At 74.4% G+C, this 20,523-nt stretch carries 18 protein-coding genes and 1 pseudogene; 6 read left to right on the forward strand and 13 right to left on the reverse strand.

Going from position 1 to position 20,523, the window contains the following annotated elements; translation table 11 throughout:
- From ACFP3U_RS33530 to rimP, 4 genes are all read right to left on the reverse strand, one after another.
- On the reverse strand, positions 1-350 hold a 350-nt coding region (locus ACFP3U_RS33530; protein ID WP_380229536.1), incomplete at its 3' end, for a translation initiation factor IF-2 N-terminal domain-containing protein.
- A 212-nt stretch (positions 351-562) separates the two neighbouring features.
- A complete protein-coding gene (locus tag ACFP3U_RS33535) occupies positions 563-808 on the reverse strand; it encodes a YlxR family protein (protein WP_380229537.1) in 246 nt (81 codons plus the stop codon).
- Positions 809-934: 126 nt separating this feature from the next.
- Positions 935-1,936: a transcription termination factor NusA gene (gene nusA, locus ACFP3U_RS33540; protein ID WP_380229538.1), complete on the reverse strand. Its 1,002-nt coding sequence runs from the start codon at positions 1,934-1,936 to the stop codon at positions 935-937.
- A 57-nt stretch (positions 1,937-1,993) separates the two neighbouring features.
- Positions 1,994-2,548, reverse strand: a complete 555-nt coding sequence (rimP, locus tag ACFP3U_RS33545) for a ribosome maturation factor RimP (RefSeq protein WP_380229539.1) — start codon at positions 2,546-2,548, stop codon at positions 1,994-1,996.
- Positions 2,549-2,852: 304 nt separating this feature from the next.
- On the opposite strand from rimP, the gene ACFP3U_RS33550 reads away from it, so the two are divergent.
- Together ACFP3U_RS33550 and ACFP3U_RS33555 are read left to right on the forward strand one after the other, a co-directional pair.
- Positions 2,853-3,893, forward strand: coding sequence for a ferritin-like domain-containing protein (locus tag ACFP3U_RS33550; protein ID WP_380229540.1), 1,041 nt, complete (start codon positions 2,853-2,855; stop codon positions 3,891-3,893).
- Between the two features lie 98 nt (positions 3,894-3,991).
- Positions 3,992-4,921 carry an aminoglycoside phosphotransferase family protein gene (locus ACFP3U_RS33555; RefSeq protein ID WP_380229541.1) on the forward strand — a complete coding sequence of 310 codons (930 nt, stop codon included), beginning with the start codon at positions 3,992-3,994 and terminating at the stop codon, positions 4,919-4,921.
- Here the strand turns inward: ACFP3U_RS33555 and ACFP3U_RS33560 are convergent.
- From ACFP3U_RS33560 to dxr, 5 genes are all read right to left on the reverse strand, one after another.
- On the reverse strand, positions 4,894-5,478 hold the full coding sequence (locus ACFP3U_RS33560) for a GNAT family N-acetyltransferase (RefSeq protein ID WP_380229542.1): 585 nt from the start codon (positions 5,476-5,478) through the stop codon (positions 4,894-4,896). The genes ACFP3U_RS33555 and ACFP3U_RS33560 overlap by 28 nt on opposite strands.
- A gap of 141 nt (positions 5,479-5,619) precedes the next feature.
- Positions 5,620-6,495: a GNAT family N-acetyltransferase gene (locus tag ACFP3U_RS33565; RefSeq protein WP_380229562.1), complete on the reverse strand. Its 876-nt coding sequence runs from the start codon at positions 6,493-6,495 to the stop codon at positions 5,620-5,622.
- A 155-nt stretch (positions 6,496-6,650) separates the two neighbouring features.
- Positions 6,651-7,811 carry a flavodoxin-dependent (E)-4-hydroxy-3-methylbut-2-enyl-diphosphate synthase gene (gene ispG / locus ACFP3U_RS33570; protein WP_380229543.1) on the reverse strand — a complete coding sequence of 387 codons (1,161 nt, stop codon included), beginning with the start codon at positions 7,809-7,811 and terminating at the stop codon, positions 6,651-6,653.
- A gap of 140 nt (positions 7,812-7,951) precedes the next feature.
- Complete coding sequence (locus ACFP3U_RS33575) at positions 7,952-9,256, reverse strand: M50 family metallopeptidase (protein WP_380229544.1); 1,305 nt, start codon at positions 9,254-9,256, stop codon at positions 7,952-7,954.
- A gap of 113 nt (positions 9,257-9,369) precedes the next feature.
- Positions 9,370-10,599, reverse strand: a complete 1,230-nt coding sequence (gene dxr / locus ACFP3U_RS33580) for a 1-deoxy-D-xylulose-5-phosphate reductoisomerase (RefSeq protein ID WP_380229545.1) — start codon at positions 10,597-10,599, stop codon at positions 9,370-9,372.
- 120 nt (positions 10,600-10,719) lie between these two features.
- On the opposite strand from dxr, the gene ACFP3U_RS33585 reads away from it, so the two are divergent.
- Positions 10,720-11,385: an NAD(P)H-binding protein gene (locus tag ACFP3U_RS33585; RefSeq protein ID WP_380229546.1), complete on the forward strand. Its 666-nt coding sequence runs from the start codon at positions 10,720-10,722 to the stop codon at positions 11,383-11,385.
- Between the two features lie 70 nt (positions 11,386-11,455).
- Here the strand turns inward: ACFP3U_RS33585 and ACFP3U_RS33590 are convergent, their stop codons facing one another.
- The 3 genes from ACFP3U_RS33590 to ACFP3U_RS33600 form a co-directional block, all read right to left on the reverse strand.
- Positions 11,456-12,898, reverse strand: a complete 1,443-nt coding sequence (locus tag ACFP3U_RS33590) for an aldehyde dehydrogenase family protein (protein ID WP_380229547.1) — start codon at positions 12,896-12,898, stop codon at positions 11,456-11,458.
- Between the two features lie 188 nt (positions 12,899-13,086).
- Positions 13,087-14,652: a PucR family transcriptional regulator gene (locus ACFP3U_RS33595; protein ID WP_380229548.1), complete on the reverse strand. Its 1,566-nt coding sequence runs from the start codon at positions 14,650-14,652 to the stop codon at positions 13,087-13,089.
- A gap of 203 nt (positions 14,653-14,855) precedes the next feature.
- Entirely contained in the window at positions 14,856-16,937 is a 2,082-nt protein-coding gene (locus tag ACFP3U_RS33600; RefSeq protein WP_380229549.1) for an ATP-binding protein, read from the reverse strand.
- A gap of 240 nt (positions 16,938-17,177) precedes the next feature.
- Between ACFP3U_RS33600 and gabT the strand changes: the two genes are divergently transcribed.
- Together gabT and ACFP3U_RS33610 are read left to right on the forward strand one after the other, a co-directional pair.
- Positions 17,178-18,518 carry a 4-aminobutyrate--2-oxoglutarate transaminase gene (gabT, locus tag ACFP3U_RS33605; protein ID WP_380229550.1) on the forward strand — a complete coding sequence of 447 codons (1,341 nt, stop codon included), beginning with the start codon at positions 17,178-17,180 and terminating at the stop codon, positions 18,516-18,518.
- A 440-nt stretch (positions 18,519-18,958) separates the two neighbouring features.
- Positions 18,959-19,609, forward strand: coding sequence for a phosphatase PAP2 family protein (locus ACFP3U_RS33610; RefSeq protein WP_380229551.1), 651 nt, complete (start codon positions 18,959-18,961; stop codon positions 19,607-19,609).
- A 61-nt stretch (positions 19,610-19,670) separates the two neighbouring features.
- On the opposite strand, the gene ACFP3U_RS33615 is transcribed toward ACFP3U_RS33610, so the two are convergent.
- Positions 19,671-20,009, reverse strand: a complete 339-nt coding sequence (locus tag ACFP3U_RS33615) for a DUF2218 domain-containing protein (RefSeq protein WP_380229552.1) — start codon at positions 20,007-20,009, stop codon at positions 19,671-19,673.
- Between the two features lie 289 nt (positions 20,010-20,298).
- Between ACFP3U_RS33615 and ACFP3U_RS33620 the strand changes: the two are divergent.
- Positions 20,299-20,520 (forward strand): annotated as a pseudogene (locus tag ACFP3U_RS33620) (MarR family winged helix-turn-helix transcriptional regulator); the annotation flags it as partial.
- Positions 20,521-20,523 lie beyond the last annotated feature (3 nt).

Here is a 20,523-nt window from a genome sequence, read left to right on the forward strand (position 1 = left end):
CCGACCGGCCAGGCCGCCGGCGCCGCCGGGGCGGCGGCCGCGGGGGTCGGACGGGGACCGGGGGCCGCGGCGGGGCGCGGACCCGGGGTCGGGGCACCCGGCTTGGGCGCACCCGCGGCCGAACCGGCCGCGGGCTGGGGCGCCGCGGGCTTCCGCGGGCCCGGCTTGGCAGCGGAGCCACCACCGGTGGGGGCAACGCCAAGCGCGTCAGTCAACTTGCGTACGACCGGCGCCTCGATGGTCGAGGACGCCGAACGGACGAACTCGCCCAGCTCGGTGAGCTTGGCCATCACGGCCTTGCTCTCCAAACCAAGCTCCTTGGCGAGTTCGTAAACCCGGACCTTAGCCACTTCACTCCTGTCTATGAGTCCGGGGGTCTCGTCCGCCGGACTGTCGCTACTTCATGGGCGTACCCATCGCGTACTCATCGCGTACTCATCGAGTGCTCATCGCAATCTCGACCTACTTCCACATCGCGAGGTACCTGACTGGTGGCACGACGTGCAGTCGCCCGCGCGTCGTGCTTGGTGCGGTGGTTCTCCGCCGCGCGAGCGGCGAGCCGTCACGGGGAGCTGTCGCTCACCCGCTCCTCGATGTACTCGCGGAGCCGCCCGGTGTCGAGCGCGCCCTGGAGCCGGAAGGCCCGGGGGAACGCCCGTCGGCGGACCGCGAGGTCGAGGCAGGCCGGATCGGGATGCAGATGCGCGCCCCGGCCCGGCAGTGCGCCACGGGGATCAGGGACGCAGACGCCCTCGACCGCCGTGACACGCAACAGCTGGTGCTTGGCCGCGCGCTTGCGGCAGCCCACGCAGGTGCGTTCCGGGCGTGCTCGGACGTGCGTCCGGCCAGACGAAGGCAAGTCTACCCCTCCGAAGGGACATGGCGCCGCCCCGCCGATCCCGGAGGGGACGGCGGGACGGTGGGACGACAACGACTACGGGGTCGCGGATTCCTGCTCGACGCCCTCGGTGTCCGGCCGGATGTCGATCCGCCACCCCGTCAGGCGGGCGGCGAGACGGGCGTTCTGCCCCTCCTTGCCGATCGCCAGCGACAGCTGGTAGTCCGGCACGATCACCCGGGCGGAGCGCTGCGCCAGGTCGACGATCTCCACACTGGTCACCCGGGCGGGGGACAGCGCGGCGGCGACCATCTCGCGCGGGTCCTCCGACCAGTCGACGATGTCGATCTTCTCGCCGTGCAGCTCGCCCATCACCGCGCGCACCCGGGCGCCCATCGGGCCGATGCAGGCGCCCTTGGCGTTCAGCCCCTGGCGGCGCGACCAGACCGCGATCTTCGTCCGGTGGCCGGCCTCACGGGCGATCGCGGCGATCTCGACGCTGCCGTCCGCGATCTCCGGGACCTCCAGCGCGAACAGCTTGCGCACCAGGTTGGGGTGCGTGCGCGAGAGCGTCACCGACGCCCCGCGGACGCCCCGGCGCACGGCCACGGCGTAGCACTTCAGCCGGGTGCCGTGGCGGTAGTCCTCGCCCGGGACCTGCTCCTGCGGGGGCAGGATGGCCTCCAGCTTGCCGATGTCGACCAGCACGTTCTTCGGGTCGTTGCCCTGCTGGACGACACCGGTGACGATGTCGCCCTCCTTGCCCGCGTACTCGCCGAAGGTCTGGTCGTCGGCGGCGTCACGCAGCCGCTGCATCATGACCTGCATGCCGATGCTGGAAGCGATCCGGCCGAAGCCGCTCGGGGTGTCGTCGAACTCCTTCGGCTCGACGCCCTCGTCCAGCTCCGACGCGTCCTCGGTGGCCCAGACCGTCACATGGCCGGACTTGCGGTCCAGCTCGACCCGGGCGCGGCGGCGCGAGCCCTCGGTGCGGTGGTACGCGGTGAGGAGGGCCGACTCGATCGACTCGACCACGAGGCCGAAGGGGATGTTCTTCTCGCTGACCAGCGTGCGCAGGGCACTCATGTCGATGTCCACGGCTACGCCTCCTCGTCTTTCGTCACGTTCATCATGGTGCGGTTGGTGCGCAGGTCGTCACTCCGCACCGTCGTCGTCCCCCTCGTCGAGCAGCTGCTCGTCGTCCAGCTGCTCGTCGTCCAACTGCTCGTCGTCCTTGCGGTTGAACTCCACCTGGACACGCGCACGGGCGACCTCGCCGTACTCCAGACGGCGCTCCTTGGGCCGGCCGCGGCCCTTCACCGGCTGCACCTCGACCAGCGCGCCGTCCTCGTCGGCCTCCAGCACCCGGGCGACGATCTCCCCGCCGTCGACCAGGTGGATCTTGGCCAGCCGGCCCTCGGCGCGGATCCAGTGCCGAGGCGCGTCCAGCGGACGCTCGGCGCCCGGCGAACCGACCTCCAGCACGTACGCGCCGGAACCCATCACGTCCGACTCGTCCAGGGCCTCGCCGACCACCCGGCTGAACTCGGCCACGGTGTCCAGGTCCACGCCGCCGTCGGCGTCCACGTCGATCTGCACCTGGCGGCGGCTGCCCGTCTGGGTGACCTTGACGTCCTCCAGATCCAGGCCCGCCTGCGCGGCCAGCGGCTCCAGCAACGCACGCAGCCGGTCGATGTGGGTGGTGCTCATCCGGGTGGACTCCTCGGCCGCGTCTGCTGTTGTCAGAAGGTCGCACCGCGCCCCCCGGCGCCGTCGCGGCGCGGCCGGGTCGCGGCAGCTCGGCCCAAAGCCTAGCCGGTGAACCCCCCAACCACCGATTCCGCCCCCGGCCCCGCCACCCCCGCCCCACCCGGTGCGAGCAAGGTCACACTGCCCGCCCGCCCCCGCCGACGAGGCAATCCACGCCCATCGGCGTGAGGATTCTGTAATCATTCACGCCATCGAGGGCAGGCGGGCAGGCCGTCCTCCCGCACACGCCCCGGAGTGACACCCCATGCAACCGCCCAGCCGACGGAGCTTCCTGGCCCTCGGACTGCTCCTCACCGCCGGCGGAGCCCTCACCGCCTGTACCGACACGCACGACCCGAGCCCGGCGAGCCCGGCCGGCGACCACGACCGGCCCGACCCCGACGCGCCGGTCCGGCTGCGCGCCGTCGCCGCCACCGACACCCTGCTGGCCGGCTACGACGCCGTGCTCCCGCAGTCCGCGCAGCTCCAGGCGCTGCGCGAGGACGTCGCCCGCCACCGCGCCGCCCTCGCCGGGCACCTCCCCGGCGGCAGCCCCAGCGGCACCCCCGGCGGTAGCTCCTCACCCGGCGGCACCGCCAGCGGCTCCCCCACACCCGGCGGCACCACCACCGGCACCACCGCGTCCGCCCCGCCCGTCACCACCCCCGCCGCCCTGGCCTCCCTCGAACGGCAGACCGCCCAGGCCCGCCTCGCCGACCTCGGCGCCGCCTCCCCGACGCTGGCCCGCCTGCTGGCCTCGGTCTCGGCGGCCGGCGTCCTGCACGCCGTCGCGCTCGGCGCCGCCGCCCCCGCCGCCGCCCCGGCCCCGTCGCCCTCCGCCGGCGGCCCGGCCACCCCCTTCCAGGACGCCCTGAGCGCCGAACACGCCGCCGTCTACGGCTACGGCGTGGTCGGCGCCCGCCTCCCCGACGACCAGCAGCGCGCCGACGCCCGCACCGCCCTGGCCGCCCACCAGGCCCGCCGCGACGCCTGGCAGCGCCTCCTCGCCGGCACCGGCGCCACCCCCACCGCCGCGGCCGCCGGGTACCAGCTCCCCTTCCCGGTCACCGACGCGGCCTCCGCCGCCCGGCTCGCCGCCCACCTGGAAACCCGGCTCACCACCGTCTACGCCGGCCTGGTCGCCGCCGTCACCCCCGCCCAGCGCCCCCTCGCCGCCGACGCCCTCCGCGAATCCGCCCTCCGCGCCCAGCGCTGGGGCGCCGCCCCGACCCCCTTCCCCGGCCTCCCCGCCCCCGTCGACACCCCGGCCCCCGCCCCGACGCCGACCCCCACGCCGACCCCCTGACGGGCACCGACCCGCCCGCGTCCCCACCCCGCCCCGGCCGCCCCATCACCGACAATGGACCCGTACCACCACGGGGGAACCGCTACCGGAAGGCCAGCATGTCGGCAGCAGCAGGGCAGATCACCGTCCCCGACCGGCTCACACGGAGCATCACGGCCGCCGACCCCGACGGGGCGGACCGCTGGCTGGCCGGACTCCCGGCCCTGGTCGCCGGCCAGCTCACCCGGCTCGGCCTCACCCCGGACCGCGTCCTGGACCCGGGCGGCTCGCTCAGCCTGGTCGTCTACGTCCACCGCGAGGACGACCTCAGCCCGGCCGTCCTCAAGGTCTCGCTCCGCACCCCCGGGACCGCCCACGAGCCCGAGGCCCTCACCACCTGGGCCGGCCGCGGCGCCGTGCTGCTCCTCGACGCGGCCACCCCCGACCCCGCGACGACCGTCCTGCTCCTGGAGCGCCTGCACGGCGAGATCCCGCTGCGTTCGCTCGCCGAGCCCAAGGCCATGCTGGAGGCCACCAGCCTGCTGCACCGCCTCTGGGTGCCCGCCCTGCCGGACCACCCGTTCCCGGCCCTCACCGCCACCGCCCTGCTCGCCAGACCCTTGCCCGCCGGGGCCGAGGCGCTGCCCGTCGAGGCCGAGCCGCTCCTCACCGAGGCGCGGGAGACCGCCGACGCCCTCGCCGCCTCCGCCGCCGAGGAGTTCCTCCTGCACGGCGACTTCCACCACGGCAACGTCCTCGCGGCCGACCGCGCGCCCTGGCTCGCGATCGATCCCCGCCCGCTGGTCGGCGAACGCGCCTACGACCTGGCCCGCCTCGTCCTGGACCGCGCCGACACCCTCGTCGGCTCCCCCGGTGTCCCGGCCGCCGTCCGCCGCCGCCTGCACCAGCTCTCCGAGGCGCTGGACGTGGACCGCGAGCGCCTCCGCGGCTGGACCCTGGTCCGCGCCGTCGACCTCGCCCTGGCCGCCCTCACCGCGGACCGCCGCTCCGACGCCGAGCTCTACCTGGAGTTCGCGGGCGCGCTCTGAACGCGGCCCGGGCCGCCCGCCCCGCGGAGCGGCAGCGGGGCGCCCATCACCGCGTAGCGCCGCTCCGTGTTCGGGAAGTGCACGGCCCGCGCGAGGTCCTGGTACCCGAGCGACCGGTAGAGCCGCCGGGCCGGCGTCTCGGCGTCGATCGCGGAGAGGATGCTGCGGTCCAGCCCGGACCACCCGGTCAGCGTCCTGATGAGGGCCGAGCCGACGCCCCGCCCCTGGAACTCCGGCAGCACGTGCAGTTCGGTGACGGCGAAGACCCCGTCCAACCAGCCCCCGTACCCGCGGGCGGCCAGGTAGGGCTCGATCACCGTGCTCCACCAGTGCTCGCGCCGGTTCGGCATCCCGTACCCGAAGCCGACCAGCCGACCAGCGCTGAACGCACCGAACGCGATCACTCCGGGCTGCTGCGCGTGCCGCCCGACGATGTGGAGCCGGACCATGACCTCCTCGGGCGTGAGCCCGAACGCCACCGCCTGGACGTCGAGCGCCTGCGGAGCCCACGCCGCGAGGTCGATGGCCTCGATCCGCACCCCGGTCACCCCGGTCACCCCACCCTCACCCGCCCCACCGTCACCCCGGTCAGCCGTTCCATGCCCCGGACGTTACTCCCCACTCGCCCACCACGTGATCCACACGGACAACCCCGCCCCCGTCGCCGCCGGACTCGCCACGCGGCCGGACGCCCCGGGTCAGAACAGCACGCTCATGAACGCCCCGACCTCCCGGAAGCCCACCCGCCGGTAGGAGGCCCGCGCCCGCAGGTTGTAGTCGTTGACGTACAGCGACACCACCGGCGCGACCTCGCCGAGCGCGAACTCCAGCACCGCGGCCATCCCGGTCTCGGAGAGCCCCTTCCCCCGGTGCCCGGGAGCGACCCAGACCCCCTGGATCTGGCAGGCGCCCTCGGTGACGGCCCCGATCTCCGCCTTGAAGACGACCTCGCCGTCCTCCCCGAAACGGGCGAACGAGCGCCCGGTGGTGACGAGTTCGGCGACCCGGGCCTGGTAGAGCAGCCCGCCGTCGCCGGCCAGCGGCGAGACGCCGACCTCCTCGGTGAACATCGCCACGCAGGCCGGCATCAGGGTGTCGACCTCGTCCCGCCGCACCCGCCGCACCAGCGGGTCCGGCGCGATCTCCGCGGAGGGCGCGGTGGTGGCCAGCAGCGGCTGGTGCGCGCGGACCTCGCGGGCCGGCCCCCAGCTGCGCTCCAGCAGCGCCCAGAGGGCCGCGGTGGGCCCGGCCGGCCCGACGATGGAGGAGCAGCGGCGGCCCTGGCGGCGGGCGCGTTCGGCGAAGGCCTGGACGGCCTGCGGGCCGGCGCCGACCAGGACCAGGTTGGCCCCGGCGTAGCAGAGGGCGTCGAGTTCGCCGTGCTCGTCGTACCAGCCCCACATCTCGCCGCCGAGGCGCCAGGGGTCGAGGCCGACGGCCTCCACCCGGGTGGCGACGAAGGCGTTGGCGACCGGGTCGCGGCGGAGGACGGCGAGGGCGTCGGCGAGGTCGGGCGGTTCCAGCACGCGGGTGGTCGCCAGGGCGCGGGCGGCCTGGAACGAGCTGGGGAGCATCACACCTCGATCGAGCATCGCGACAGCACCTTACTGAGACGACTCTGGCCGCACCCTACTCCCGAGCCCCACCCGGGTACGGCCGCGGGGCCGTCCGCGCACGGACGGCCCCGCTTCCGGAAGAACCGCGGAGACCTACCCGACACCGGGGTGGGTCACTCGCCGGCGGTGACGGTCGGGGCGCCGGACTCGACGCCCTCGGCCTCCATCTGCTCGGCGATCTTGAACGCCTCCTCGATCAGGGTCTCCACGATCTTGGACTCGGGGACGGTCTTGACGACCTCGCCCTTGACGAAGATCTGGCCCTTGCCGTTGCCGGAGGCGACACCGAGGTCGGCCTCGCGGGCCTCGCCCGGGCCGTTGACGACGCAGCCCATGACCGCGACGCGCAGTGGCACGTTCATGCCCTCCAGGCCGGCCGTGACCTCCTCGGCGAGCTTGTAGACGTCGACCTGGGCGCGGCCGCAGGACGGGCAGGAGACGATCTCCAGACCGCGCTGGCGCAGGCCGAGCGACTCCAGGATCTGGTTGCCGACCTTGATCTCCTCGGCCGGCGGGGCGCTCAGCGAGACCCGGATGGTGTCGCCGATGCCCTCGGCCAGCAGCGCGCCGAAGGCGACCGCGGACTTGATGGTGCCCTGGAAGGCGGGGCCGGCCTCGGTGACGCCGAGGTGCAGCGGGTAGTCGCAGGCGGCGGCGAGCTGGCGGTAGGCGTTGATCATCACGACCGGGTCGTTGTGCTTGACCGAGATCTTGATGTCGCGGAAGTCGTGCTCCTCGAAGAGCGAGCACTCCCAGAGCGCGGACTCGACCAGCGCCTCGGGGGTGGCCCGGCCGTACTTCTCCAGCAGGCGCTTGTCGAGCGAACCGGCGTTGACGCCGATCCGGATCGGCACACCGGCGTCCTTGGCGGCCTTGGCGATCTCGCCGACCTTGTCGTCGAACGCCTTGATGTTGCCCGGGTTGACGCGGACCGCGGCGCAGCCGGCGTCGATCGCGGCGAAGACGTACTTCGGCTGGAAGTGGATATCGGCGATCACCGGGATCTGCGACTTCTTGGCGATGATCGGCAGCGCGTCGGCGTCGTCCTGGGAGGGGACGGCGACCCGCACGATCTGGCAGCCGGAGGCGGTGAGCTCCGCGATCTGCTGCAGCGTGGCGTTGATGTCCGAGGTCAGCGTGGTCGTCATGGACTGCACGGAGATCGGGGCGTCGCCGCCGACCGGCACGTTGCCGACCATGATCTGGCGGGAGACACGGCGCTGGGCGAGCGGCTTGAGCGGCAGAGACGGAATACCGAGCGAGATCGCGGTCATGTGCGCAGGGTTCCCCGGGGTAGAGGTGTGGTCGGCCCGACCGCTGGGACGGCCGAACCCGGGCGCGCCGACGATCGCACGCCCGGGCTCCAACGGTACGGCACGGAATCGGGCGCCCGCGCACCCACCGGCCCACCGGCTCAACTGATCTTGACGGGGTTCACCAGGTCGGCGACGAGGACGAGCAGGGTGAAGCCGATGAACACACTGGCCACGACGTACGCGAGCGGCATCAGCCGGGCCACGTCGAACGGGCCGGGGTCGGGCCGGCGGACCAGCCGGGCGAACCGGCGGCGGGCCGACTCCCAGAGCGCGCCCGCGATGTGACCGCCGTCCAGCGGCAGCAGCGGCAGCATGTTGAAGAGGAACAGCGACAGGTTGATCCCGGCGAGCAGATTGACGAAGTAGGCGACCCGCTGGCTGCCGGGGATGTCGAGCGCGAACACCTCGCCGCTCACCCGGGCCGCGCCGACCATGCCGATCGGCGAGTCGGCCTCGCGCGGGGCGCCGTCGACCACCGAGTGCCACAGGCCGGGGATCTTGCCGGGCAGCGCGGCGAGCGACTCCACGCCGTTCTCCGCCATGTCGTACATCCGGTCGAGGGACTGGCCGAAGCCGAGCCGCACCACGCCCGTGGTCGGGGTGAAGCCGAGGAAGCCGGCCCGCACCGTCTCGCCCTTCACCGGCAGGCCGTCGGCGTCGTACTTCTGCACGTCGTTCACGGCGATGGTCGGGGTGAGGGTGAGCTGCTGCCCGCCGCGCTCGACCACCAGGTCGACCTTCTTGTCGGCCGACTTCCGGATGTCGTTCTGGAGCTGCTCGTAGCTGCCGATCCGGTCGCCGTCGAAGGACACCACCCGGTCGCCCGGCTTGAGCCCGGCCTGGAAGGCGGGCGCCGCGGGCGCGTCCGCCGGGCAGGTGTCGGTGGGCCGGCCGGCCTTGACGACGCACTCCGAGACGGTGCCGATGGTCGGCACCGACATCGAGACGCCGAAGCCCATCATCACGGTGAGGAAGAGCCCGAAGGAGAGCAGGAGGTTCATGAACGGCCCGGCGAACATGACGATCACGCGCTTCCACGGCTTGCGCGTGTAGAACAGCCGGGTCTCGTCGCCCTCCTTGACCTCCTCGTAGGAGGCCTCGCGGGCGTCCTCGATCATGGTCCGCCAGGGCGAGGTGGAGCGCTGGGTGATCCGCCCGTCGGCGCCCGGCGGGAACATCCCGATCATCCGGATGTACCCGCCCAGCGGGACGGCCTTGAGGCCGTACTCGGTCTCGCCCTTCTGCCGCGACCAGACGGTCGGGCCGAAGCCGACCATGTACTGCGGCACCCGAATGCCGAACAGCTTGGCCGTGGAGAGGTGGCCGAGCTCGTGCCAGGCGATCGAGAAGAGCAGTCCCAGTACGAAGACCAGGATGCCGACCACCGTCATCACCGTTGCCACCGCTGCTCCTCCGTCATGCCGCTCCGCTCATCCTGTCGTCGTACCGGTCGTCCGGACGACGCCGTCCGACGCTGTGCCGCCCCGTTTGGACGACGCCGCCCGACGGTGTGCCCTCAGCCCGCCGCGAGTTCGCGGGCCCGGGCGCGCGCCCAGTCCTCCGCGTGCAGGACGTCCTCCACCGTCAGGGAAGTTCCCCGGGCCGGCGTACCGTGCTCGGCGACGACCTTCGCCACAGTGTCCACGATCCCGGTGAAGGCGAGGCGGCCGTTCAGGAAGGCCTCCACACACTCCTCATTGGCCGCGTTGAAGACCGCCGGGGCGGTGCCGCCCAGGGTGCCGACCTCGCGGGCCAGCTCGACCGCCGGGAAGGCCTCGTCGTCCAGCGGGAAGAACTCCCAGGTCGCCGCCTTCGTCCAGTCGCAGGCCGGGGCCGCGTCCGGCACCCGGTCCGGCCAGCCCAGGCCGAGCGCGATCGGCATCCGCATGTCCGGCGGGCTGGCCTGCGCCAGCGTGGAACCGTCCGTGAACTCCACCATCGAGTGCACGACCGACTGCGGATGGACCACGACCTCGATCCGGTCGAACGGCACGTCGTAGAGCAGGTGCGCCTCGATCACCTCCAGGCCCTTGTTCACCAGGGTGGCCGAGTTGATCGTGACGACCGGGCCCATCGCCCAGGTCGGGTGCGCCAGCGCGTCCGCCGGCGTGACCCCGGCCAGCTCGGCGCGCCCGCGGTTGCGGAACGGGCCGCCGCTCGCGGTCACCACCAGCTTGCGGACCTCGGCCCGGGTGCCGCCGGCCAGCGCCTGGAACAGCGCGGCGTGCTCCGAGTCCACCGGGACGATCTGCCCCGGCCGCGCGAGCGCCTTCACCAGCGGGCCGCCGACGATCAGCGACTCCTTGTTGGCCAGCACCAGCACCCGGCCGGCCCGCAGCGCGGCCAGCGTCGGGCGCAGGCCGATCGAGCCGGTGATGCCGTTCAGCACCGAGTGGCACTCCATCGCCGCCAGCTCGGTCGCCGCGTCCGGACCGGCCAGCACGGTCGGCAGCGGGCCGCCGGCGGCCTTCGCCGCCAGCACCTCGCGCAGCGCCGGCTCGGCCGCCGGATCGGCCACCGCGACGGTGTGCACGCCCAGCCGCACCGCCTGCTCGGCGAGCAGCTCCACCCGGCCGCCGGCCGCCGACAGGGCCACCACCCGGAACCGGTCCGGGTGGCGGAGGACCACGTCGATGGCCTGGGTACCGATCGATCCGGTGGAGCCGAGGATCACCAGCTCCCGGGGGCCGGAGGGGTCGGTCACCTCGGGGGTGAACCGCAGCTGCGGGTGGGCGAGCGAAGTCATGCGCCCATTGTGGCCTGCCCGGCACCCTCCCCCGCACCACGGGCTCCCCCGATCCGGCGGCTCCGGCGGCTGTGGCGGCTCCCCAGGACGCCGCCCCCGCCGCGGGCTACCGTCGGAGCCATGCGCATCGTCATCGCCGGGGGCCACGGACAGATCGCCCGCCGGCTCGAACGGCTGCTCGCCGACCGCGGCGACCGGCCCGCCGGGATCATCCGCCGCCCCGAACAGACCGAGGACCTGGTCGCCGCCGGCGCCGAACCGCTGCTGCTCGACCTGGAGGCCGCCACCCCGCCCGAGCTCGCCCGGCTGCTCGACGGCGCCGACGCCGTGGTCTTCGCGGCCGGCGCCGGTGCGGGCAGCGGCGCAGCCCGCAAGCTCACCGTCGACCGGGACGCCGCCGTACTGCTCGCCGACGCCGCCGAACTCGCCGGTGTCCGCCGCTACCTCATCGTCTCCTCGATGGGCGCCGACGCCGGGGCCAGGTACCCCGCCGACGAGACCTTCGAGACCTATCTCCGGGCCAAGGGCGCCGCCGACGACGCCGTCCGGGCCCGCTCGACGCTGGACTGGACGGTGCTGCGCCCCGGCCGCCTCACCGACGGCCCCGGCACCGGCCTGGTCCGGCTCGCCCCCGACCTCCCGCGCGGCTCCGTCGACCGGCAGGACGTCGCCGCCGTGCTCGCCGCGCTGCTGCACGAACCCGGCACCGCCGGGCAGACCCCGGACCTGGTCGCCGGCAACGCCACCGTCGCCGAGGCCGTCGCGGCCGCCGCCGGCCACGGCTGAGCCCGGGCGCTGCTCAGGCACGCGGAAAGGCCCGGCCGCACGCGGCGGCCGGGCCCTTCCTCACCCGTGCTCAGAGGTCCAGGCCGGTGAGGACCATGACCTTCTCGACGGTGTAGTCGTCCATCGCGTACTTGACGCCCTCGCGGCCGACGCCGGAGTCCTTGACGCCGCCGTACGGCATCTGGTCGGCGCGGTAGGACGGCGCGTCGCCGATGATCACACCGCCGACCTCCAGCTCCCGGTGGGCGCGGAAGGCGGTCTGCAGGTCGTGCGTGAACACGCCCGCCTGCAGGCCGAACGGCGAGTCGTTGACGGCGGCGAAGGCCTCGTCCACCCCGTCCACCTTGTGCAGCGACAGCACCGGACCGAACACCTCGCAGGTCGCCAGGATCGCGTCCGCCGGCAGCTCGGACAGCACCGTCGGGGCGTAGGTCGCGCCCTCGCGGGTGCCGCCGGTGAGCAGCTTCGCGCCCTTGGCCACCGCGTCGTCCACCCAGGACTCGACGCGCTTGGCGGCGTTCTCGTCGACCAGCGGGCCGACGTCCGTCGCGTCGTCCTTCGGGTCACCGGTGACCTGGGTCCGCACCTTGGCGACGACCTTCTCCACCAGCGCGTCGTACACCGAGGCGTCGGCGATCACCCGCTGCACCGAGATGCAGGACTGGCCGCCCTGGTAGTTGGCGAACATCGCGATCCGGGTGGCCGCCCAGTCCAGGTCCGCCTCGGAGGACCAGTCGGCGAGCACCACGGCCGCGGCGTTGCCGCCCAGCTCCAGGGTGGTGTGCTTGCGCGGCACCGAGTCCATGATCTGGTAGCCGACCTTGTCCGAGCCGGTGAACGAGATCACCGGCAGCCGCGGGTCCTGCACCAGGGCCGGCATCCGGTCGTTCGGGACCGGCAGGACGCTCCAGGAACCGGCCGGCAGCTCGGTCTCGGCCAGGATCTCGCCCAGCACCATGGCCGACAGCGGGGTCGCCGGGGCCGGCTTGAGGATGATCGGCGCGCCGACCGCGATCGCCGGGGCGACCTTGTGGGCGACCAGGTTCAGCGGGAAGTTGAACGGGGCGATCCCCAGCACCACGCCGCGCGGGAAGCGGCGCACCAGCGCGAAGCGGCCCACGCCGCCCGGGTCGGTGTCCAGCCGCATGGTCTCGCCGTTGGTCCGGCGGGCCTCCTCGGCGGCCCAGCGGAACACCGAGACCGCACGGCCGACCTCGCCGCGGGCCCACTTGATCGGCTTGCCGTTCTCGGCGGTGATCAGCTGGGCGATCTCCTCGGTGCGCTCGGCCAGCCGCCGGGCCACGTGGTCCAGGGCGGCGGACCGCACGTGCGCCGGGGTCGCGGCGAACACCGGCAGCGCGGCGACGGCGGCCTCCAGGGCCTCCTCGACCTGCGCCTCGGTGGGGATGCTCACCTTGCCGACCAGGCGGCCGTCCCAGCTGTTGTGCACCTCGAAGTCGGCGTCGCCGCTCGCCCGGCGCCCGGCCAGCCAGAAATCGTACGTGGTGGTCACCGTGGTACCGGCCCTCTCCTCGTCGTCCTCACGACCCCACGGACGTGGAGCCGCAACCGAGGGTAGGGCGGTCGGCGCGCCGAGCGGATTGGACACGGAGTAGCGTTCGCCCGCGCAGTCACTCCACCGCGTCCAGCCGACTCCTGCCGACTCCTGCCGGGGGTCCAGGCGGCTCCGGGCGGGTTCGGCTACTCCTCGCCCGAGCGCAGCGCCAGCCAGAGTTCCATCCGGACGTCCGTGTCGTCCAGCGACCGCCCCAGCAACTCCTCCACCCGCCGCATCCGGTACCGCAGGGTGTGCCGGTGCACACCGAGGTCGGCCGCCGCCGCGTCCCACTGCCCGTGCCGGGACAGCCACGCCCGCAGCGAGGCCACCAGATCGCCGCGCGCCGTCCGGTCGTGCTCCCGCAGCGGCCGCAGCAGCCCCTCGGCGAAGGCCGTCACGGCGTCCTCCCCGAGCAGCGGCAGCAGCGAACCCGCGCCGACCTCCTCGTGGTCCACCGACCGCCGGCCACCGCGCAGCGCCACCGCCAGGGCCCGCTCGGCCTGCGCGTGCGCCGTCCCGGCGTCCTCCAGCGCGGCCGGCGCCGAGACCCCCAGCGACAGACCCTCGTGCTCCTCCACCACGCCCAGGCAGGCCCGGTGCACCGCGCCGTTGTCCAGCGCCAGCACCATCAGCCGCGGCCCGTGCGCGCCGTCCTCCCGCGCCACCAGCAGCTTCTCGCCGACCCGCGCACCGGCCTGCTCGGCCCGGTCGCCCAGCTCGCCGAGCGGCTCCGCGGCGTCCACGCCCTGGCCGGCCCCGGCCACCAGCACCCGGACGGTCCCCTCCGGCAGCCCGCCGAACAGGCCCGCCGCCACCAGTCGCGCGGTCGCCACCTCCCCGGCCAGCACCATCCGCAGCAGCGCCGCGCCCATCCGCTCCTCGGCCTGCCGCAGCTCCCGCGACCGCTCCAGGGTCAGCGTCAGCAGCGCCACCGCCGCGTTCAGCACGTACCGCTCGGTCGGCGTGATCCGGTCCTCGGTCCCCACCGCCAGGAACCCGCGGGCCCGCCGGTCCGCACCCAGCGACTGGACCACCACGTAGTCCTCGTCCGCCGTGTCTATCCCCGGCGCGCGGCCCTGCAGCGCGGCACTCGACGGCGCCGGACGCCGCCGCAGCCGGTCCACCTCCGCGGCCAGCCGCCCGGCCCGGCGCGCCGCCCAGTCCGGCGCCACCACCGAGAGGGCGCCCGAACCGTCGTACAGCGCCGCCCAGCCGCCCAGCCGGGCCGCCAGCCGGCGCACCACCGCCGTCGTGCCGTCCTTGCCCAGCGCGGCCCGGGTCAGCTCCTCCTGCGCCTCGAAGCTGGTCGTCACCGCCTCGTACTGCTCGGCGGCCAGCGCCGCCGACACCACCTTGCTGATCGCGATGAACGGCGTCGGCTCCGGCACCCGCAGCAGCGGCAGCCCGCGCTGCGCCGCCGCGTCCACCAGCGGCTGCGGCACCTCCGTGTGCGAGAGCCCCACCCCGAGCCCCAGCCCGACCACCCCCGCGTCGGCCAGCCGGTGCACGTACGCCTGCAACTGGGCGGCGGTGCGGCCCAGCTTGATGCCGGTGGTGAGCAGCAGTTCGCCGCCCTCCAGGAAGGGCGTCGGATCGTCCAGCTCACTGGTGTGCACCCAGCGGACCGGCCGCTCCAGGTGGTCCGCACCGGCGAGGACCGTCAGATGGAGCGAGGTGTTGCGGACGACGGAGGCAAGTGTGGGGGGCATGGCACCTTCGAGGGAGCGACCCGACCGCGCCGTTGCGGCCGGGCGAGAAAAGGGCTGGGGGTCCTTGGGGGGAATCCCTCTTCTCATTATGGACGCCCCGGACAACCGGCACTGCCGAATCCACCTCGAAGGCGAGCTTCGGGCGGGCTTCGGGCGGGCTTCGGGCAGGCTTCGGGGCTTCGGGTGGGCTTCGCGGGCGGGCGTCAGCCCCGGAGGTCCACCAGCAGCGGAGGCACCTGCTCCCCCGACACCGCCGTCAGCGACACCACCGCGTGCCCCGCCGGCAGCGCGTGCGCCAGGTCCGACGGCGACCACCGCAGCCGCTCCACCTCCCGGGTGGTCACCGACTCCGTCTGCGCCGTCGTCCCCGACAGCGCCTTGCGTCCCAGCCGCCCGGCCCGCCGCACGATCCCGCCCGAGGTGTCCGGGGCCAGCGTCACCGCCGTCTCGCGGACCAGGTGCGTGCCCCAGGCCTCCGAGAACAGCCGGCCGTCCCACGGCGCGATGCCCGGGAACGCCGCCCGGCAGCCCACCGCCCCGAACAGCGGCGCCCGCAGCGCCTCCGGCAGGTCCACCAGGGACCGCAGCAGCAGCAGCACCCCGGCGTTCGCCCCGCGCAGCCGCTGCACCCCGCGCACGATGCCGGAATCCAGGGCCGCCGAGGCGTCGTCCACCACCAGGCCCGCGAACAGCGACCGGTCCTGCCGCGCCCCGGCCGCCTGCACGAACTGGCCCACCAGCAGCCGCGACAGCATCCGCGCCGCCTCCGGATGGCTGCGCTCCGGCAGCTTCACCCGCACTCGCAGCGGGTGGTCCAGCACCCGCATCGCGAACGGCGGACGGCCCGTGCCGTCCGTCGCGAAGGCCCCCTCGAAGGCCGGCCGGTCCAGCAGCGCCAGCCGGTCCGCCAGCAGCGCCCCCGGATCGTCCGCCCGGCCACGCTGGCGCTCCCGGTGCTCCAGGTCCCGCTCGAACGAGCCCAGCCGTCCCGCCGCCCGCAACCCCTTCACCAGGGCCTCCAGCGCCTCCGGCTCACCGGCGAGCAGAGCCCGCAGCTCGCGCACGCCCGGGTAGCGGCCGAACGCGGCGTGGAACGGGCCGACCATCTGCTGCAGGGCCGTCCGGGCCGTCTCGGCGCGCGCCGTCAGTTCGTCCGGCAGCAGCGCCTCGGCCAGCCGGGCCGCCGCCTCGTCCGGGTCCTGCGCCGCGCCGTACAGGTCCAGGCCGTAGCGGGACGCGGCGTCGCCCGGGGCGATCACCACGTCGTACCAGGCGTCCGGCCCCAGATCCGCGTCCGCCGACCCGATCACCACCGCGCAGGCCGTCCCGGCCAGCGCCTGCAGGCACAGCGCCTCGGCCACCGGGCGGGCCAGCCGCGCCGTCTTCCCGGTCCCGGCCGGGCCCACCGCCAGCAGCGAGGTGCCCAGCACCGCCGGGTCCAGCGCGAAACCGGCCGCCCGGTGGGTCAGCGGGTTCTTCGGCACGTCCTGCGCGGTACCCAGCCGCACCTGGCCCAGCAGCAGGTCGTGCCGCTCCGCCCGGCCCGGCAGCTCGCGCGTCTCCGAGGGGTGCGCGAACGCCGCCGCGCCGCGCAGCGACACCTGCTCGACGAAGGCGGGCAGGAAGGCCGGGTCCGCCTGGGCCGACTCCCAGGCCCGCTGGATCCGCACGTAGTCGACGTCCCCGACCGCCTCGCCGTCCAGCCGCCCGGCCGCCGCCGCTGCCCCGCCCTGCCGCAGCACCGTCCACGGATCCCGCTGCCGGGCCGCCTCCGTCTGCTCCTCCTCGGTGGCCGGCACCTCCTCCGTCACCGTCCGCGACAGCAACGGCACCGCGTACCGCCGCCACACCTCCACCCACCGGCCCATCCGGCCGAAGACCTTGATGACGACGGCGAGCACCGCCAGATTGGCGATCAGCAGGGTGAGCATCGCCCCCACCTCGGAGGGCTCGGCGAGCGGGCCGATCCCGGTCTGGCGGCCGAACCACACCAAGAGGTACATCAGCAGCTGGGTGCCGTAGAGATACGCCAGCCACCCCACCACCGCGTTCAGCCCCGCGCGGAGGAGGAGGGGCCAGGTGGGGACCTTGGCGGCCTCGGCGCGGTCGGGGTCGAGCTGCCGGTGGCCCTGGCGGAAGACGCCCGGGGCGGCCTCGGGCCGCGGGGCGGCGGCCCAGGTGGCGAGGTCGAAGGGCACGCCGGCCGGGGGGCGCGGGTGCGGCATCGGGCTGCGGGGGGTGGCGGCGGTCCGCTCGTGGTGGCTGCGCGCCCCGTCCAGTCCCATGTACGGCCCCGTTCCCTCGCCCGCCGGCCCGACCGCCGTCGGTGCCGCCCATACCCATGCCGCCGCCCCGGCGACACGCCCGCGCTCAATGTAGTGGAGCGGAGGCTGCCGGTAGTGGCACCGTCCGTGCTGGCCGCGCCGGACAAGTCGGACGGCCCACTGCTACCGAGTGGCGCATGCCCGGCCGGTGAACGCCCCCGTAGCCTGCGAACCACCGAGCCGAGAAGTCTGGAGAAACCCATGAGCGCCGCAACGCCGCTCCCGCAGGAGCGCCGCCTGGTCACCGCGATCCCCGGTCCGAAGTCGCAGGAGCTGCAGGCCCGCAAGCTGGGTGCGGTGGCGGCCGGCGTCGGCACCACCCTGCCGGTGTACGTGTCCCGCGCCAACGGCGGCGTGCTGGAGGACGTGGACGGCAACTCGCTGATCGACTTCGGCTCCGGCATCGCCGTGACCAACGTCGGCAACAGCGCCGAGGCCGTCGTGGCCAAGGCCTCCGAGCAGCTGGCCGCCTTCACCCACACCTGTTTCATGGTGACGCCGTACGAGGGCTACGTCGCCGTGGCCGAGCAGCTCAACGAGCTGACCCCGGGCGACCACGAGAAGCGCACCGCGCTGTTCAACTCGGGCGCCGAGGCGGTCGAGAACGCGGTGAAGATCGCCCGCGCCTACACCAAGCGCACCGCCGTGGTGGTGTTCGACCACGGCTACCACGGCCGCACCAACCTCACCATGGGCCTGACGGCGAAGAACATGCCGTACAAGCAGGGCTTCGGTCCGTTCGCCCCGGAGATCCACCGGGTGCCGGTGGCCTACCCCTACCGCTGGCTGACCGGTGCCGAGAACTGCGCCGCCGAGGCCGCCGCCCAGGCGATCGACATCATCAACAAGCAGATCGGCGCCGAGAACGTCGCGGCGATCATCATCGAGCCGATCCAGGGCGAGGGCGGCTTCATCGAGCCGGCCAAGGGCTTCCTGCCGGCGATCGTGGAGTATGCGAAGGCCAACGGCATCGTGTTCGTCGCGGACGAGATCCAGACCGGCTTCTGCCGCACCGGCCAGTGGTTCGCCTGCGACGACGAGGGCATCGTCCCCGACCTCATCACCACCGCCAAGGGCATCGCCGGCGGTCTGCCGCTGGCCGCGGTGACCGGTCGCGCCGAGATCATGGACGCCGCGCACGCGGGCGGCCTGGGCGGCACCTACGGTGGCAACCCGGTGGCCTGCGCGGCCGCGCTGGGCTCCATCGAGACCATGAAGGAGCTGGACCTCAACGGCAAGGCGCAGCGGATCGGCGAGATCATGCTGGGCCGCCTGCGGGCGATGCAGGAGAAGTTCCAGATCATCGGCGAGGTCCGCGGCCGCGGCGCGATGATCGCCGTCGAGCTGGTGAAGCCGGGCGGCAAGAAGCCGAACGCGGAGGTCACCGCGGCCATCGCCAAGGCCTGCCACGCCGAGGGCCTGGTCGTGCTGACCGCCGGCACCTACGGCAACGTGCTGCGCTTCCTGCCGCCGCTGGTCATGCCGGAGCACCTGCTGAACGAGGGCCTGGACATCATCGAGAGCGCCTTCGCCGCCGTCTGAGCCGGCCCGCGGCCGTGACGCGGCACCCGAGGACCCGCCGGAGGGATGTCCGGACAGCGCCGAGCGGCCGTGGGGACCCAGTCCCCACGGCCGTTCGGTTCGAACCCGGTGTGACGCCTCCGGCGCGGACGGTGAAGATGGTGTGCGGAATCGCTGAAGCTCCTCGGCCCCGCAGGGACCTTGACGTAGTGTCATCACAGATGGACAGCGAGCCCCAGCCATGGGCGGATCCGTCCGCGGCATCGCCTCCAGGGGCGGCTCCGCGCGAGGGCCGCGAGGACAACCAGGCCGTCCCGTACGGGGCGGTGCATACCGCAAGCCGATCGACCGGCCGTCCGACCCACACCCCCCGGGACGCACGGAACGGCGATCATCAGGGCCGCCCCGGAGCTCTCCCCCCTGCTCCGGGGCGGCTGCCTCATGTCCTCGCCCACCCGGCGGTGCCGGTGGTCCTCGCGGTGGCGCTCCTGCTGGTGTCCTGGCAGGTCGCCGTGGACGGGCCGCTGCTGGGCCTGGACCGGTGGGTCCGGCACGGCGTCCGGGAGACCCGGCACACGCTGCACAGCACCCTGCTCAACCACTTCGGCAAGGCGTTCTCCGACCTGGGCGGGGGCTCGGTGGCGGTACCGGTACTGCTGCTGGGCGGGGCGGTGGCGGCCTGGCGGGAGTTCCGGGCGGGCTTTGCCCGGTGGTGGCTGCCGGTGCCGGTGGCGGTGCTGACGGCCGGACTGATCCCGCTGCTGGTGGTGCCGGCCAAGGCCTGGTTCGCCCGGCCCGGCCCGTTCGGGCTGCCGCTGGCGGCGGACCAGTGGGGCTGGTACCCCTCCGGCCACACCGCGACCGCCGCGCTGGGCTACGGGGTGGCGGCGCTGCTGCTGGCCCGGACGGCCGGTCCGCGGGAGCGGCGGGTGCTCGCCGCCGCGGCGGCGGGCCTGGCGGCGGGCGTCGGGTTCGGGCTGGTGTGGAGCGACTACCACTGGCTGCTGGACGTGGTGGCCAGCTGGTGCCTGGGCGGGCTGGTCCTGTGGACACTCGCCCGGTGGCCGCTCACCGGCCGGCCCGCCGCACGCCGGCGGCGTCCGGAGCGCTGAGCCGGCGCGTCCGGAGCGCTGAGCGCCGCCCGGGAGACCAGCCGGGAGGCCAACCGACAGGTCAGCCCTCGGCCGGCGCCTCGTCGTTGCGGTGGACGAGGCCGGCCTCGCCGTTGTCGCGGCGCCATTCGACGACCAGTTCGTCGCGGGCGCCGAAGCGGACCAGGTGGCGGCCGACGACGTCCTCCAGTCCGGGCAGGTTCTCGGTCTCGCCCTCGACCGCGAGCAGCAGCGCGTCGGGGGCGGCCTCCAGCGTGGCGGTGCCGGCGCCGAAGACGAGGGTGCCGTGGCCGGTCTCCTCGGACCAGTCGGCCTGGATCTTGCGGCCCATGTGGGCGGCGAGCTGCTTGGCGTAGCGGGCGGAACGGTCGGTGGCGACACGGGCTTCGGAGCGGGGCACGGGGCCTCCAGGATCACGGGAGGGAACTTAGGGTGCCCTCACTTACGGACTACGCTAACGCAGATACTGAGTCTTGCTCAACATATTTCCGGGCACCCCCGGGACCGGCCGATACCCTTGGTCGGACACCTGCCGAGGAGAGCCGCCCATGACCACCACGCCGACCGACGACGCGGCGAGCTCCTCCCCCGCTCCGGATCCCGCCGCAGGCTGCCACGCGGGCCCCGACACGGGCTTCGACGCGGACCCGCAGGCCGCGCCGGACACCGCCGCCGAACTGGCCGACGCGATGACCCGGGCGATCAAGCGGATCCGCCGCCGCACCAGCGAGCGGCTGGAGCCCTACGGCATCACCCCCGGCCAGGGCCGCGCGCTGCGCACCCTCGCGCACGCCCCGGGCTGCGAGCTCCCGGACCGCGCGATGCGGCTGAGCGACCTGGCCGACCGGCTGCACATCGCCCCCCGCTCGGCCACCACCGTGGTCGACGCCCTGGAGGAGGCCGGCCTGGTCGAG

It is taken from the genome of Kitasatospora misakiensis (assembly GCF_042656005.1).
Lineage (GTDB): Bacteria > Actinomycetota > Actinomycetes > Streptomycetales > Streptomycetaceae > Kitasatospora > Kitasatospora misakiensis.